We start from the raw sequence: 15,138 nt of genomic DNA, 5'->3' as shown, positions 1-15,138 counted from the left end.
AATATAAACTCATCAACTTCTAGCTGTTTAGCTATCATCTCTAACTTGTGTTTAATACTTACATGTCCGCCTACTACGCTTAGGCTTAAAAAGTTCTCTACATGGGCGCGCTCTTGTTCGCTCCATAACCCGTCCAGACTTTCAATGGGTGGTTTTAACCACAGCTCATTACCGCGTATAAGTTCGAGCACACGTTGCTTAGAAGTAGTCGACAAGTATTGCGCTTCATCGTCGGTGTCTGCTGCCACTAAAGGCAGTGCAAGCATTACGTATGGCTTATCAAGTACGCTTGATGCTTTAAATTCGCGCTTATACAACGCTATTGCATCGTGCACAAAGCGCGGTGCAAAATGCCCTGCAAATACATACGGTAACCCTTTTTGCGCCGCTAGCTGCGCGCTAAATAAACTCGAGCCTAATAACCAAATAGGAACGTTTGTATTCTCACCCGGTATAGCACGTATAGGGTGTGTACCATTGTAAGGACCTAACAATGTTTGCAGCTCAGTTACTTCACCTGGGAAGTTTTCTGCACGGCTCATATCGTTATTTAGTGCACGACTCGTTACAGGGTCGCTACCTGGTGCGCGCCCGAGTCCTAAATCTATTCGCCCTGGATATAAGCTCTCTAATGTACCAAATTGCTCAGCAACAACTAAAGGTGAGTGGTTAGGCAGCATAATACCGCCTGACCCAACGCGTATCTTTTTAGTATTACCTGCAATGTGACCAACCAAAATTGAAGTGGCCGCACATATTATACCTGGCATATTATGATGCTCAGCAAGCCAAAAACGGTTAAAGCCAAGCTCATCTGCACGTTGGGCGTATTTAGTACTTTTATGAAGAGTGTTAGTTACGCTGTCCCCTTTGATCATGGGGGCAAGTTCTAATAACGAAAAAGGAATGGAATTTAACAAAATAGCAGCTCCTAAAAATGCATGCTAACAATGTATTACATCATAAGCATAAAACACTTAAATGGGTCTGCTATTAGGTCAATTCAAGTTACGCAGTGGTATTAGAGCAAAATAGGTATATGTTATTTTGCTCTAAGGTATTCAAGCAAGCTGTGCATCACGTTGGCGCAGCTTTTTATAGCCTTCTGAATCCACGCCTTTTTTCCAATACCCTGAGGAAACAATATTACCGCGTGGTATATTAAATTGCTCTGTTAGCAGTGCTTTTGCTTTACGAACAAGCCCAGCTTCCAATGCCATAAATACAATGGGAGGCTCTGCTGTAATGTGCAAATTTTGAAGCGCGCTAAGTAGCGCTTCGTCAGCATTGTCGGTAACAAGCCAATTAACATCGCGGCTTGTTTCTAAATCAATAATGTCTTTTTCGGTGGGTACATGTACAAAGGCATCAATTTTTGAAAATAAAGGTAATTGTTGTATATACCCCTTTATTGCATTTACCGAAGTTAAATCCCCTAGCAACACATAATGCGAATGCCCATAATTATCTAGCTTTTTAGGGCCTGGGCCTGCAATACCTACCTCATCACCTACTTTTGCAATTTTAGCCCAGTCAGTTGCCGGACCTTGGTGCATATTTATAACAAAATCAAGTGTTAACGCGCCTGTTTGTGCATCTACATGCCTTATTGTGTAAGATCGCATACACGCTGTTTTTAAGTTAAAATCTACTTCACCATTTTTTGGGATCAGTACTTTTACATAGTTACCAATGTGCTGTGAGGTTAAGTCGTTAAAATCATCAGAGCCTACAACAATGCGTTGTAGATGTGGTGTGATTTGCTGCGTACTTAATATGTTAGCTTTGCGAATTTGTTTACCCATGCATTACCTCGTTTTACAAAACTTGGACTTTAATACCAACTTGCATAAATCTTTGGTCAATTTAATTAATTAAATTAATTAAATTTCACTATAACGTTGTTAAAATTTTTTATTTAGAACAACTAGATACAAAAATTTTAGCCTAGTTCTAGCGTAATTTTCTTAACCTTAAATAGACCCCATATATAAGCAGATTGGTATAATAATTGTCTGCTATAAAAGCAGACATTGCACAACGCCCCATTGGTTGATAAAATCAACTATAACAAATTAATTGACTTTGTCAACTACATTGAGAGTTTTATGAATACACTTTTATCAAATACGCTGTTTGAATTGATGCAAAATTACCGCGTCACAATTCGTGAAGCAATTAACGCAGGCGAACTTGGTATTAATGCTATGCACGTACGCTGCATACATATTATTGCGAACGTAAATAACTGTACGGCTAACGATATTGTTACTAAAACGCAGCGCGACAAAGCGCAAATAGCACGTTTAATTAAAGATCTTATTGGCTTAAATTTAATAAATAAACAGGCAAGTGAGCACGATAAGCGCTGCTTTATTTTGTCGCTCACAGAGCAAGGTAAAGTTCTTTTTGATAAGTTATTAGCCTCAGAGCAGAAAATAAATAATCAAATGTGTAAAAACTTAAACCCTCAGCAAATCAAAGACTTTTTAGATATCGCACAGCAAATGATCAAAAATATGGATTGATCGGTTATACATTTCTTGGCATAACTTACACAAAACGCATATACTGTACACTTATACAGTATATGCGTTTTAGGTTGTGTTATGTTTGTAATTCCCATTTATATAGAAGCAGGCGTGTGTGGTTTTGAATCGCCCGCAGCGCAATACACCGAGCTAGGTGTAACCCTTGATGAGCTTTTAATAAAGCACCCAAATGCTACCTTTATTGGCCTAGCATCGGGTAACTCTATGCAAGAAGTCGGAATTTTTGAAGGGGACTTATTAGTTATCGACCGTGCAGAGCCTGCAGAAAATGGTGACGTTATTGTTGCTAACTTAAATGGTCTTTTTGTATGCAAGCTGCTTGATAAAACCAATGCGCGGCTGCTTTCAGCGTCTTCTTTACATAAGCCTGTACAACTCACCTCTGCAGACGAATTTCAGCTCGAAGGCGTAGTAACGCTATCAATAAGAATGCACAGGCAAAGCCCAGAGTTACTAAAATGTATGCCTTAGTTGATGCTGTGTCGTTTTATGCCAGTGCCGAAAAAGTATTCGACCCTGCTATTCGATCCAAACCCGTGGTTGTACTTACCAATAACGATGGCTGTGTATGCGCTATTTGCCCTATTGCTCGGCGCTTAAATATTCCTAAATTTGGCCCGTACTTTAAAGTTAAGCATTTACTTGAGCAAAACAACGTTGTTATTCGCTCTAGCAATTACGAGCTTTATGCTGATTTAAGCGACAAAATGATGAACATCATCGCTCGCTTTTGCGATACACAGCACATATACAGTATTGATGAATCGTTTTTGCACTTTGATGGCTACACATCATTAATTAAAGACTGGCATGAATACGGTCATACAATAAGGCGCACAGTATGGCGCGAAACAAAACTTCCTGTAGGTGTTGGTTTTGGCCCGACCCCTACTTTAGCAAAAGCCGCTAACCATGCCGCTAAAAAGCTCAGTGGTTTTAATGGTGTTGCAGTAATAAATAGCGAACAAACTCGCCAAGCTATTTTACAAAGAATGAGCTGCGAAGATGTGTGGGGAATAGGCCGGCGGCTAGCTAAAAAACTTAAAATAATGAATATACACACCGCCTGGGATCTTGCTCAGCAAAACCCTAGAGCAATGCGCCGTGCATTTAGTGTGGTTGTTGAACGCACAGTAAGCGAGCTTAACGGAATAACATGTTTAAACTGGGATGATGTAAGACAAGATAAGCGGGAGATTTATTCGACCCGTAGTTTTGGAGAGCGCATATGTGAGCCAACAGCACTTAAAACAGCGCTAATTAACCATGTAACCACAGTGGCTAATAAATTAAGAGCGCAACGTTCGCTCACTCACCAGCTTTATATTTTTGCAGCCAGTGGCGCGCACGAAAATAAATATTATAAAAAATCGTTTGTGTATAAGTTCCCCTCACCCACTAACGACACCTGCGTGATGGCTAATGCTGTATCTGAGGTATTTAATAAGATTTACCAACCCGGTATACGGTTTTATAAATGTGGTGTGGGCGCGGTAGAGCTAATATCAGAACAGTTTCAGCAAAATGACTTATTTAATAAAAGCCCTGATAATCCTAAACTTATGCAATGCTTAGACACAATTAACAATCGATACGGAAAAGGAATGCTAAGCCTTGCAAGTAGTAAATTAAATGACCGGTGGCACATGAACCGTGATTTTTTGTCGCCGCAGTACACTACGCGTTGGCGCGATATCCCTAAAATATACTGCGAATGATTTGCTACTTACTAGATGCTTTATTTAATCTCATCTGCTTTTTTAAATGTGCACTCTACATTGGGTTCGCTCAATGTGTATTTGAGTGTGTTATCAGCTAAAAACTTGATACTTTGACTGATTGTTTTTTCGTTTGCTGGGCTTTCACAACGGCTCATTCTTAAGCCGTTTTCAAGACCATCACTTTTATATTTAAGCGTGCTGGTTATAAAGCAAAAGTTTGGTTTTTTAATGGTTCGGGTACCATTGTGGAGCGATCCAAATACAATTTGCTCACCAAGTTTAAAACCCGCACTTAAATCACTTTCATCTGTCAAACTCAAATTGCTGTTAACGCATAACCCTGAGTTGCTCGACACAACTTCGTAGGCACCTAATTTTGACTTTAAAAGCGGTATAAATCGTGTTTTATTACTCGGCTCAGAAAAAGCATTTGCACTTGTAAAAGCGACAGTTAATAAAGCGAGTGTTAAATATTTCATTTCGTGGGTGTATCCTCGTGAGTCAGCGTGTTAAATAATAGCAAAATGCCTAATCACTTAGCTTTTATAACTTTTAACAACTATAACAGAGATTTACTATAAAAGGAGAGAAGTCGTATTCAGGAACCAAGACACGAGCAGCTAAGGGAGCTTTGCTCGACTATTACTAATTCTTACATGTGTGTAAGCCAGTAAGATAACGCAAGAGCAATTACCGAGCCCATTAGGTCACAAACCTCGTGCCACAAATAAATCCCTTAGATTGAACACATTTAAATCCACAAAGATTCCTCCTAGATACTGCATTACAAACCATTTTGCTGTTAAGTACTTTAGTTAATACGTAGTTAAACAACAAAACGATTTATATCAATGCGCTTACTTGTAGGGAAATTGAACTCATTAAATTGTTTAAATAGCGTACAAATTACTATTTATTTTATTGCCAGTACTTTGCAAATAATAAAGGGTAGCTTTGCTTTAAAAACTTAGGTTTGTCTTTAAAACGTTTACCTTTGGGTTCATCACTGCCTGATGGAATAAACGGTAATTCATCTTCGCTGCGTTCTTCAAATAATAAACCGGCTATTAAATCATACTCATCAATATACGGGTAAGGCTGCTCATTTAAGTAATAAACAGGTGTACACTGCGCTAACGAATCAGCATTTTCTAAAGCGTTTTCGAATACTGTTTTACCGCGTGAAATTAACCAACATCTAAACTCGCTAAAACCGTAATCGTCGTTACATCCAGCCATCACAAAGGCGGCACCAAACAAATCCCAGGTAAAACATTTACGCATATGTATGCCAAAGTGTTTATCAAAATCAATAAGGTGCTGATCGCTTAAATCATTCAGTTTGTTTTTTAGGTTATCGCTCACACTTTGTGGATCGAGCCCTAAATCAGGCGTTGTTACTAAATCCCAAAAAGCCTGCTCTGTTAACGTTGCCATTATAAAATCTCTTTTACTCGGCCAACTTGACCATCTTCTAAACGTACTTTAATGCCGTGTGGGTGATTTGGTGATTTTGTTAAAAGGCGCTCAACCACACCTTCTGTCAATGTGCCGCTGCGTTGATCTTCTTTTAATACAATATTTACTGTGGTACCTGGTGAAATTTGCGAACGCGAAGGAACAGCCATAATTTAAACCCTAAAAATAATTTATCTAATTATAACGTCCATGTGATGTCATACCAACTAAACCGCTGTTAATTGGCTAAAAATGAGATGTGTGCTGGTTTTGCGTTCAACTTAATAGCTGCTAGCTGGCTAAGTATAATCTGCGTTAACTCATCAAGTTGCGGTTTTGCATCTTCACGGGCTATCTCATCAATAAAGTAACATTGTACTTTTAACGTGTTTACTTCATTATTTAAATCAACTGTATGCGTTAGATAATCAAAACCAATTACCATTTCTTTTATTGCTTCGCATGCATTAGTAAGCGCTAAGCGAATTTGCTTATCGCGCTGTTTTTGAGTTTTAGTCATAAATATAAAGGTTACTTATTTAGTCTGGGCTTGTTGCTGTTTTTTAAACTCTTCGTAGTTAGAGTCTTGTTTATCTAGGCATTCGTAATATTCTTTGTCAGCTTTATAGTTACACTCATCAAGGCGCGCCGATTGTAATTCATGAAAACGTGCATCAGAGCTGCAGCCAGCCAAAACACATGATCCAATAATAAGTAATGCGCTGCTTTTTAGTTTATTGATAAACATTAAATTTCCTTACACTTTCTATATCGAAAAAGCGTTAAATTATTACGATACTATTGTATATTAGCGCCATAAAATCTTAATATCCAAAGGATCTATTACTATGATGTCGCAGTTACAAAAGTTGTTTCAGCGTATAGACAAAAGCAAGATATTTCAATCATTTGTTATAGCTGTAATTATTGTTTCTGCCCTTACAGTAGGTGCACACACTTACTCACTACATCCTACCGTAGAGCTTGCTCTAAATTGGATGGACGTTGGCATTACTGCATTCTTTTTAATTGAACTAATAATCCGCTTTGTTGCAAGCAAAGGCATTAAAGACTTCTTTTCTAAGGGATGGAATATATTTGACACTATCATAGTATTGGGCAGTTTATACCCTGCTGCAGGCTCTACAATGTTAATAGCTAGGCTGTTGCGCATATTTAGAGTGTTACGATTGGTTTCGATGATCCCAGAGCTGCGCTTATTGGTTAACTCATTGCTCAAAGCCATTCCGCAAATGGGTTATATAGCCCTGTTAATGTTTGTTATTTTTTATATATACGCTGCAATGGGTAGCATGATGTTTGCTGAAATCAACCCTGTACTTTGGCAAGACGTCTCAATATCAATGCTTACCTTGTTTAGAATAGCAACGTTTGAAGATTGGACCGACATAATGTACGAAACAATGGCGGTGTACGAATTAAGCTGGATTTATTACCTTACGTTTATATTCTTAACTGCATTTGTATTTTTAAACATGATGGTAGGTGCAATACTTGAGGTAATGAGTGAGGAGCACCGAAATGCCCGAGAAGAGCTTGCGGATAACGATTCTCTACCTGCAACACAAGGTCAGGTAAATGAGCTACAAGTACAAATTGCAGAGCTTAAAGCGCTATTAAGTAAAGACAAATAGAAATATCTAAACTAAGTAACACCAACATCAATGATGTTGGTGTTACTTTGAGTTAAACGTTTAATTTGGGAAATATAAATACATTAATTACTTTTATTACTTTTATAACTTAAAGATTCATCACTCTTTGGATCTTCAAAAGAAATAACATTATCCACTTTCATTTTAAACGCATCAAAAAAAGCATTTTCTAAAACCGAAATAACAGCTTGAAAAGTCGAAACATCCGTATTATCTAATTGCCCCTCTATAGGAATGCGTGCAGCAACAAGTTTAGACTCATCGTTTTCAAGTATAGAGCCCAGTAAATCTACACTGCCTTCAAATATAGCAGTAAAGATACCGTCATCATCTTTTTCTATATCTTCTCGCCAAGAAAATACACTCAGGTTTTGAACACCCGCTTTTACATAACCATTTAAGTTATTATCTTTAGCCACAAGTTCCATAGCGCCATCAATGCCCCCCGCTTCAATATCAAACGGTGTATACACTTTAAATACAGTGTCGAGATTTTTAACTGAGAAGCGCTGTACCTCTGCGTTAAAATCAAAATTAGCGTGTTTACTAAAAGGGTCTAGTTTGCCATCAAGCTTTAATGCGGCCTCCCCCATTAACGCCCCCTCTACGTTTAGAGTAGTCACAAGTGTTTTTGATAGGTTTTGCGCATTCGTTATATTTTCAATTTTGGCATTAATATTTGATATAAAAGTGGGTTTTTCACCGCTATTGGTTGAGTTAACTAAGGTTAACTTGCCTTGCTCAATTATTAAGGTATCAATAGAAAACAGTACTAAGTCATTCGCCAGTCCCACCCAAGTGGTTTCATCTTTTACTTGTTTATTTTGCTCAGAAGCATTGGGGTCTTTATCGTAAATAACTATCTCAGGACGCGTAAAAGCCATATTTGTGACTAAATTCCCTTTTAAAAGGGCTGACCACGCAAGTGAAAAATCGAGAGTTTGAATACTCAGTAAAGGCTTAGGAGCTGAAGTTGCATCAACAGCGTAAATTTCAACGTCGTCAATCGCGTAGGCACCGCGATATAAAAACAAATCTACATCACCAACATGCCCCGTAACACCTTGCGTATGTTTTAGCTGATAATTTACGTACTGCTGAAGCGCATAAGGTGCGGCTATTCTGGCAATAATAAGGACTAATAAAATAACCGCAAATGAGTTAAACCATTTGCTATGAAATACATTAGAAACCGAGCTCATTGTAATTTCCTTTACCTAATACTTTCAAATGAGTATTTTAAACATGTAAGAATTACGCAAAATTGTAACAACACTACGTAAATCGTATTTAAAATACATCGCTAATAGCCTAAGTGAAGTTAAAGTGGCTAATTTAAGTATTAACAGCAAAGGTTATACCAATTTAAGATTGCTACAAAAAATTGGGTTTATGCAGCAATGCTTAACTAAGTATAAACAGCTAGTGACTTTAATATATCAAGGATAGTGCTTGATCAAATCTAACTGGTTTACTGAATATAAAACCTTGGTATTTATCAATCTCTAAGCTTTGTAATAACGTTAACTGAGCGGAGTTTTCTACGCCCTCCGCTATTACTTCGCAACCAATCATATGCGACATGTTAGTTACCGCAGATACAATACTTTTATCTTTTGAGCATTCACAAATGTTATCAATATAAGATTTGTCTATTTTAATGTAATCAACTGACAGCTCTTTTAAAACCGATATAGAAGAAAACCCAGTACCAAAGTCATCAATAGAAATACGCACTCCAGTATTTTTTATGGCCGTAATCACTTTTGACAAATACGGTAAATTTTTAATCATGACTGTTTCTGTTATTTCTAAATGCACATTGTATGGTTTAACTGCGTATCTATTTAAAAGCGCAACTAAAAAATCTAAAAAGTTATGGTTTTCTAGTTGCAGCACCGACACATTAATCGACAATCCAATATTACTATTTACGGCATTTAGCCTACTTAAGCTCGCAATAGCTTGCTCTAGTACAAATTCGCCGAGTATATTAATTTTTCCATATCGCTCTGCAATATCTATAAATTCTGAAGGGGGAATAAATTCATCATTAAACTGCCAACGAAGTAGTACTTCAAACGTGGTTATTTCATTTGTGCTTATATCAACAATAGGTTGATAGCACAGATGAAAGTCACCTTTTTCTACGCACTCTTTAATTGAGCTGCGAAGTACTTCTTCTCTTTTAAGCGATTCGTACATTCGCTCGTCAAATACCGATATTTCATTACGGCTTTTCTTACCTTCATACATAGCTACATCAGCGTATTTAATCGCCTCTGCAAGGCTAAAATTTTCGCGCGTAAAATACAGCCCAACCTTAAAAGAGGGATTTACTTGATAGCTGTCCATGCTTACTGTTTTCGTTAAGGTTTTAACTAATCTAAAAACACAGTCAAAAAGTTCGTCTTCGGTGTTAGTGCGAGAATAAAAAATAAACTCATCACCTCCCCATCGACAAGCAATAAAGTCGCCTTGGGTTTGTGTTTCAACTAATCGTTTACCTGTTTGGGCCAGCACAAAATCACCAAAATCGTGACCGTATTTATCGTTGATGATTTTAAAGTCATCCATATCTAAAAATAAAACAGCTTTAATATCATCATTTTGATTGGCTAAATCAAGTTCAACATTAGAAACAAAGCTCCCCCTGTTAAACAATTTAGTTAGGTTGTCTTTTTGCTCTAAAGAAATTATTTGTTCAGTACGAAGTTGCACTTCGTTTTCTAAGTTTTCAATAAATTGATCTAACTTAAGTTCGTTATTAATTGATGACTTTACATCTTTTGCACTACGCGAAGCCGTTATAAAACACAAAATAAACCATAAAACGAGCCCTAAAACACCTAGTGCATTCTCATCTTCAATAGGCTGTAAAAGTAATAAAATACTAAAAGGAACCAGTAAACAGGTTATATACGACAAGGAGGAAAGAATATCAGAAGCTAAAACGTTTACACCGCCACCAGCAAGGGAGCTAAAAACAACCAGTGATACAAATTTTTCCTGCATTTGCATGTTTTCATAAAACAAAATAGGAAAAGCAGCCCATGTTAAAGCCGTTAATAATAAACCTATAAAATACAGATGATATTTAAAAGCATGGGTGTTGTTAACAAATACATGGCTTGCTATTCGAAGTAATGAAATAAATGATAACGTAAAAAGCCAATAAAGTTTTTCTTGCGAGGCGCTGTGGTTAATACTGCTAAAAATAAGAAAACAAGAAACAACCGTGTTTATAGCAATTGCAGAACTAAAATAGGAGCTAACAAATGCTAATCGCTTATTGGCAAAGTTATTTGTGTGAGAGGCCATTAATGTTACTTGAATAGGCTGTTGCACAATGTAAACAGTTTACTTAAGTTCAATAATAAACAAAAGTGAACATTCATAAAAAAGTATTGTTTTAGCCTCTTAAGCGGTTTTATAAGCCATTAAACTAAAAAGGGCTGGCAAATTGCCAACCCCTTTTGTTAATACTGATTATATATTATACCAATTCGCTTAATTAAGTGATCTATTTTGAGGGAAGAAAATCGTGTCGATAACATGGAAAAAATTTCGTTATTTAGTTGTTCTATATCAGAAATATTTAACGTAGTTAGCGTCAGATTTAACCCCTAAAATTGATTAAGTATTATTGCGAATTGGTATTACTCACCATCAACAATTATGCGTAGCATACGACGAAGTGGCTCTGCCGCGCCCCATAAAAGCTGATCTCCTACTGTAAATGCGCTAATGTATTTTGGACCCATCGCTAATTTACGAATACGCCCAACAGGAATGCTTAAAGTGCCCGTTACTTTAACCGGTGTTAAATCTGTGGCACTAATTTCACGCTCGTTTGGAATTACCTTAACCCACTCATTATGAGACGCTAAAATTTCTTCAATTTTTTCTACGCTAATATCTTCACGTAATTTAATGGTCATCGCTTGCGAATGACAACGCATAGCGCCAATACGTACACATAAACCATCAATAGGCACTGGTTGCTTAGAAGAGCCTAAAATTTTATTCGCTTCAACCTGTGCTTTCCATTCTTCTTTAGACTGACCGCTTGGCATAGGTACGTCAATCCACGGGATTAAACTGCCCGCTAGTGGCACACCAAATTGATCTTGTGGTAAGTCTTTAGACGCCATTGTTTCACTGACTATTTTATCAATTTCTAGAATAGCAGAGCTTGGGTTATCTAATTGCTCGGCAACACTTGCATGAATAGCGCCCATTTGTGCAATAAGCTCTTTCATATTTCGTGCACCAGCACCAGAGGCTGCTTGGTAAGTCATTGGGCTTACCCATTCAATTAGGTCTTGCTCAAATAAACCGCCTAATGCGAGTAGCATTAGCGATACAGTACAGTTACCGCCAACAAACGTTTTAACGCCTTGCTCTAAGCCTTGTTCAATAACATCTTTGTTTACGGGATCTAGCACTATTATGCTGTCCTCACTCATACGCAGTGCTGAAGCTGCATCAATCCAGTAACCATCCCAACCCGACTCGCGTAATTTTGGATATACCGCGTTGGTGTAGTCACCGCCTTGGCAAGTAACAATAATATCCATTTTAGCAAGTTCGCTAATGTCACTTGCATCTAGCAATGGTTTTGCGTCGCCTGCTATATCTGGGCCTAGTTGACCCGCTTGTGAGGTGGTGAAAAAGGTGGTGTCGATATGGGCAAAATCACTTTGCTGCTGCATACGTTCTAATAACACAGAGCCTACCATGCCACGCCAACCGACTAATCCTACTTTTTTCATTGTTTGTTCCACTGTTTGATTCATAAAAGATGCCTTAATACATTAAAAATTAAATTCATTGCGTGAGATTTAATTTTCATTAACGTCAAAATAACACCACCAGCGCGCTAAAACTAGTGAATAAAGTAGAACTTAAATATTTTTCATAGTCATAAAAAAGCCCTGTATTAAATACAGGGCTAATAGGTAATTAGGTTTTATTATATCCCCCTTCCTTGGGTAGAAAATTAAAACTCGTAGCTAAAACTTAAACTAAACTCAGTGCCTTCTTCTTGACGCCAAAGTGTTAAGTTTTCTTGTTCAATTTCTTTTTCTTGGCCAAGTATATTTTTAACTTTAAAATTAACTTTAGTATTAAAATTAGGGAAGTAAGAATAAACTAAATCAAGAGAATGAAATGACTTTTCTTCTGCGTCTTCGTTACCACGCGTACCTGGTACGATTATGCGCGGCCCAAACACGTTATAAACAACTGAAGTAGAATGAAAACCATCAGCAGAGTCATAACCCATTTGTAAGTTTGCTACCCATTCAGAATGACCAACTAAACGACGTTTATTATTAGTAACAATGTTAGAAACAGAGTCAGCTTCCAGCGCCTCTTTTAATTGTTGTTCAAATAATGAATCAACCCCATCAGCATCGTTTATGCCAAGCTCAACACTTGAATCCGATAGAGTAACGTTACCTGATAAAAATATGGCAGATAAATCATTATGAATAAAACTAAAGTCAGTTAAAAAGTCTACCTCAATACCTGTTAGTTCACCCGACTGCGCATTTGCTGTTAGTAATTGCGGAGCAGCTCCACCAACACCCGCTAACTCAACCATTTCAATTGGGTTTTCAATATCTTTATAAAACAAAGCAACTGATAGATTGTTTCCTGAAGGCATGTACCACTCAAACCTAAAGTCAGCATTTTTTAGCTTAGAGCTTTGAAGTGTAGGCGAGCCTCGCACTAAAAACTCTGTTAGTGGGTCAACATAATAAGTTGAGCTTACATCACGCATATCTGGGCGAATCGTCGTTTCACTTAAGTTTAAGCGAAACTGCATTTCTTCATCCATAATATAAGTAATTGCTAAAGAAGGAAAAAAGTTATCTTCTTTTATTGCAACTTCGCTCACTTCTTCAATTGTTCCATCAAAGAAATTAGTATGAGCCTGAAAAGGCACTGATATTTGAGAAAAGTCTTCCCAACGAATACCACCGGTTATACGCCATGTGTTTTCGTAGAAAAAGTCGGCCATAAAATAATAAGCGTCTAACTTATGTGCAGCGCTGTACTTATCACCATCTGCGGTACCATCATCAAAAATACCAGAGCCTGTAATACTTGTATAAAACTCACTATTAGCTAAATTTTCGTCAGAAAAAATTTGGTCTATGTTTGAGCCAAAAGTAAAGTCATCAGCTATACCACGGTGCGTAATACCAAATTGAATATTGCTTGCATCACGTTTTTTTTCAGAAAAATCGCCACCCACCTTAAGCTCTAACTCATAGCCATCACCATAAAATGGGATACCCATATTCCAACCATATGTATCTACGTCATCATGCAAAGTTTGATAATCACGCGTTACGTTTGTTGCAGCAACATCTTGTAACTGCTCTGATTCAAATACACCATCATTTAAGTTAGTTTGAAAAACAACATCCAATGCGCCAGGAGCATCTCTGTTGGCGCGGCTTGTACCGGCATACCAATCAAAAAATAAATTTTCTAATTCAGGAAAGTTATGCGTCCCTTTGAGCTGCGTAGAGAACATTTCACGCTCTTCATACATAACGTCAACACGGCGTAACTCAGTAACACCTTCTTCTGACTCGTTAGCATCGAAAAAGTCACGATTACGCACTCTGTCACTCATATCATGAAGAGCTATATTCGTTAGTTCAAATTTATGGTTATTATTAAATTCATAACCTAAATTTAATGTGCCACTCCAACGAACGGTTTGTTCAGTAGATATGCCATCATAAGTTTGTGCAAAACATTTATCTTCGCAGCCCAAACTACCTAAATTTGTACCGCTTTGCTCTTTAACTACTTCCCATTCATTGTCATAGGAAACAGCTGCAAGAACGCCAAAAGTACCTACTTCAGACTCAAACCTATCACCTAGTGCTACTGAAAAATTCATGCCTGGATCAACGTCTTTCTCATTAGGTCCAACTTGCCAATCTAGAGATTGTAAGAGCGCTTGACGCTGCTCAAGCGTAGTACTGCTGTCACCTTCAAGTCCTGCATCACTTTTAAGCGCTGTAGAAATTAATGAAGGTAAAGCACGTGTACCATCATCGCGCCCCATCCAATCATCATCACCACCACTGTAAAAATAACCGGTGTCACTGTTAGAGGTGTTATATGAAGTACCTAACTGTATTTTAAACAAAAAATCAGAAGGAATAGATTTGGTGCGTATATTTACATTACCACCACCAAAGTGCGCTGGCATATCAGGAGAAAACGATTTCTGCACACTTAAACTTTCAATAATATCCGATGGAAATAAATCCAGTGGAACAACTGATCGAGTGGGATCTGGGCTTGGAACATACATGCTATTAAGTTGGGTACTTGAATAACGCTCACCCAAACCACGAACATAAATATATTTACCATCGACTAAGGTTAAACCAGTCACACGACGAAGCGCTGAAGCTGCATCGCCATCACCTGTGCGTGATATTTGATCAGCACCCATAATATCAGCAACAAATGCCTGATTTTGACGCTCTTGCAGTACTGCGCCTGCACTACCTTTTAGTCGCTGGCCAACAGCAACTACTTCTTCTATTTCTTGCTCTTCGGCTTCGGCTGCTATAGCTGTGTTTACTGATAGCCCCATAATTGCAGCCATAACTGCGCAATTTAGTTTACATAGAACAAGAGAAGAGGGTTTAAAAGATTTCATTTTTATACTCCGAAACAAAACAAGACATTAGC

General features: G+C 37.7%; 15 protein-coding genes. 4 read left to right on the top strand and 11 right to left on the bottom strand.

Annotated features, from left to right (window positions below):
• Positions 1-878 (bottom strand): LLM class flavin-dependent oxidoreductase (locus H5122_RS10165; protein WP_404936277.1); only part of this gene is annotated, 878 nt, incomplete at its 3' end.
• Between the two features lie 183 nt (positions 879-1,061).
• Positions 1,062-1,805, bottom strand: coding sequence for a siderophore-interacting protein (locus tag H5122_RS10160; protein WP_182672349.1), 744 nt, complete (start codon positions 1,803-1,805; stop codon positions 1,062-1,064).
• A 303-nt stretch (positions 1,806-2,108) separates the two neighbouring features.
• On the opposite strand from H5122_RS10160, the gene H5122_RS10155 reads away from it, so the two are divergent.
• The 3 genes from H5122_RS10155 (at position 2,109) to H5122_RS10145 (ending at position 4,270) form a co-directional block, all read left to right on the top strand.
• The gene (locus tag H5122_RS10155) at positions 2,109-2,528 is read left to right on the top strand and encodes a MarR family winged helix-turn-helix transcriptional regulator (protein WP_182672350.1); all 420 of its coding nucleotides are present in this window, start codon (positions 2,109-2,111) and stop codon (positions 2,526-2,528) included.
• A gap of 81 nt (positions 2,529-2,609) precedes the next feature.
• Entirely contained in the window at positions 2,610-3,023 is a 414-nt protein-coding gene (locus H5122_RS10150) for a S24 family peptidase (RefSeq protein WP_004334808.1), read from the top strand.
• A complete protein-coding gene (locus H5122_RS10145; protein ID WP_182681936.1) occupies positions 3,011-4,270 on the top strand; it encodes a Y-family DNA polymerase in 1,260 nt (419 codons plus the stop codon). The genes H5122_RS10150 and H5122_RS10145 overlap by 13 nt, the downstream gene beginning before the upstream one ends.
• Before the next feature lie 20 nt (positions 4,271-4,290).
• Here the strand turns inward: H5122_RS10145 and H5122_RS10140 are convergent, their stop codons facing one another.
• The 5 genes from H5122_RS10140 to H5122_RS10120 form a co-directional block, all read right to left on the bottom strand.
• On the bottom strand, positions 4,291-4,752 hold the full coding sequence (locus tag H5122_RS10140; RefSeq protein ID WP_182681937.1) for a hypothetical protein: 462 nt from the start codon (positions 4,750-4,752) through the stop codon (positions 4,291-4,293).
• A 439-nt stretch (positions 4,753-5,191) separates the two neighbouring features.
• Complete coding sequence (locus tag H5122_RS10135) at positions 5,192-5,710, bottom strand: DUF4240 domain-containing protein (protein ID WP_024597581.1); 519 nt, start codon at positions 5,708-5,710, stop codon at positions 5,192-5,194.
• A complete protein-coding gene (locus tag H5122_RS10130; protein ID WP_004334795.1) occupies positions 5,710-5,901 on the bottom strand; it encodes a YwbE family protein in 192 nt (63 codons plus the stop codon). Before H5122_RS10130 ends, H5122_RS10135 begins: the two co-directional genes overlap by 1 nt.
• 68 nt (positions 5,902-5,969) lie before the next feature.
• On the bottom strand, positions 5,970-6,251 hold the full coding sequence (locus tag H5122_RS10125; RefSeq protein WP_039487752.1) for a hypothetical protein: 282 nt from the start codon (positions 6,249-6,251) through the stop codon (positions 5,970-5,972).
• Between the two features lie 15 nt (positions 6,252-6,266).
• Positions 6,267-6,479, bottom strand: a complete 213-nt coding sequence (locus H5122_RS10120; RefSeq protein WP_004334789.1) for a hypothetical protein — start codon at positions 6,477-6,479, stop codon at positions 6,267-6,269.
• Between the two features lie 100 nt (positions 6,480-6,579).
• On the opposite strand from H5122_RS10120, the gene H5122_RS10115 reads away from it, so the two are divergent.
• On the top strand, positions 6,580-7,386 hold the full coding sequence (locus H5122_RS10115) for an ion transporter (RefSeq protein WP_004334787.1): 807 nt from the start codon (positions 6,580-6,582) through the stop codon (positions 7,384-7,386).
• Between the two features lie 83 nt (positions 7,387-7,469).
• On the opposite strand, the gene H5122_RS10110 is transcribed toward H5122_RS10115, so the two are convergent.
• The 4 genes from H5122_RS10110 to H5122_RS10095 all read right to left on the bottom strand — a co-directional run bounded on the left by H5122_RS10110 (position 7,470) and on the right by H5122_RS10095 (position 15,106).
• Positions 7,470-8,609 (bottom strand): DUF748 domain-containing protein, encoded by a 1,140-nt coding sequence (locus H5122_RS10110; protein ID WP_182681938.1) that lies wholly within the window; start codon positions 8,607-8,609, stop codon positions 7,470-7,472.
• Between the two features lie 229 nt (positions 8,610-8,838).
• Positions 8,839-10,728, bottom strand: coding sequence for a bifunctional diguanylate cyclase/phosphodiesterase (locus H5122_RS10105; RefSeq protein WP_220487765.1), 1,890 nt, complete (start codon positions 10,726-10,728; stop codon positions 8,839-8,841).
• 338 nt (positions 10,729-11,066) lie between these two features.
• Entirely contained in the window at positions 11,067-12,206 is a 1,140-nt protein-coding gene (asd, locus tag H5122_RS10100) for an aspartate-semialdehyde dehydrogenase (protein WP_004334779.1), read from the bottom strand.
• A gap of 203 nt (positions 12,207-12,409) precedes the next feature.
• The gene (locus H5122_RS10095) at positions 12,410-15,106 is read right to left on the bottom strand and encodes a TonB-dependent receptor domain-containing protein (RefSeq protein WP_182674669.1); all 2,697 of its coding nucleotides are present in this window, start codon (positions 15,104-15,106) and stop codon (positions 12,410-12,412) included.
• Positions 15,107-15,138: the final 32 nt, after the last annotated feature.

The sequence above is a fragment of the Pseudoalteromonas sp. SG43-8 genome, assembly GCF_014164245.1.
Lineage (GTDB): Bacteria > Pseudomonadota > Gammaproteobacteria > Enterobacterales > Alteromonadaceae > Pseudoalteromonas > Pseudoalteromonas distincta.
The sequence above is the reverse complement of the archived record's forward strand: the minus strand, read 5'-3'. Positions and strand labels throughout refer to the sequence as shown.

Coding starts and splice junctions, on each gene's coding strand:
- H5122_RS10160 (WP_182672349.1), bottom strand. CDS start 1,805: ATGGGTAAACAAATTCGCAAAGCTAACATATTAAGTACGCAGCAAATC.
- H5122_RS10155 (WP_182672350.1), top strand. CDS start 2,109: ATGAATACACTTTTATCAAATACGCTGTTTGAATTGATGCAAAATTAC.
- H5122_RS10150 (WP_004334808.1), top strand. CDS start 2,610: ATGTTTGTAATTCCCATTTATATAGAAGCAGGCGTGTGTGGTTTTGAA.
- H5122_RS10145 (WP_182681936.1), top strand. CDS start 3,011: ATGTATGCCTTAGTTGATGCTGTGTCGTTTTATGCCAGTGCCGAAAAA.
- H5122_RS10140 (WP_182681937.1), bottom strand. CDS start 4,752: ATGAAATATTTAACACTCGCTTTATTAACTGTCGCTTTTACAAGTGCA.
- H5122_RS10135 (WP_024597581.1), bottom strand. CDS start 5,710: ATGGCAACGTTAACAGAGCAGGCTTTTTGGGATTTAGTAACAACGCCT.
- H5122_RS10130 (WP_004334795.1), bottom strand. CDS start 5,901: ATGGCTGTTCCTTCGCGTTCGCAAATTTCACCAGGTACCACAGTAAAT.
- H5122_RS10125 (WP_039487752.1), bottom strand. CDS start 6,251: ATGACTAAAACTCAAAAACAGCGCGATAAGCAAATTCGCTTAGCGCTT.
- H5122_RS10120 (WP_004334789.1), bottom strand. CDS start 6,479: ATGTTTATCAATAAACTAAAAAGCAGCGCATTACTTATTATTGGATCA.
- H5122_RS10115 (WP_004334787.1), top strand. CDS start 6,580: ATGATGTCGCAGTTACAAAAGTTGTTTCAGCGTATAGACAAAAGCAAG.
- H5122_RS10110 (WP_182681938.1), bottom strand. CDS start 8,609: ATGAGCTCGGTTTCTAATGTATTTCATAGCAAATGGTTTAACTCATTT.
- H5122_RS10105 (WP_220487765.1), bottom strand. CDS start 10,728: ATGGCCTCTCACACAAATAACTTTGCCAATAAGCGATTAGCATTTGTT.
- asd (WP_004334779.1), bottom strand. CDS start 12,206: ATGAATCAAACAGTGGAACAAACAATGAAAAAAGTAGGATTAGTCGGT.
- H5122_RS10095 (WP_182674669.1), bottom strand. CDS start 15,106: ATGAAATCTTTTAAACCCTCTTCTCTTGTTCTATGTAAACTAAATTGC.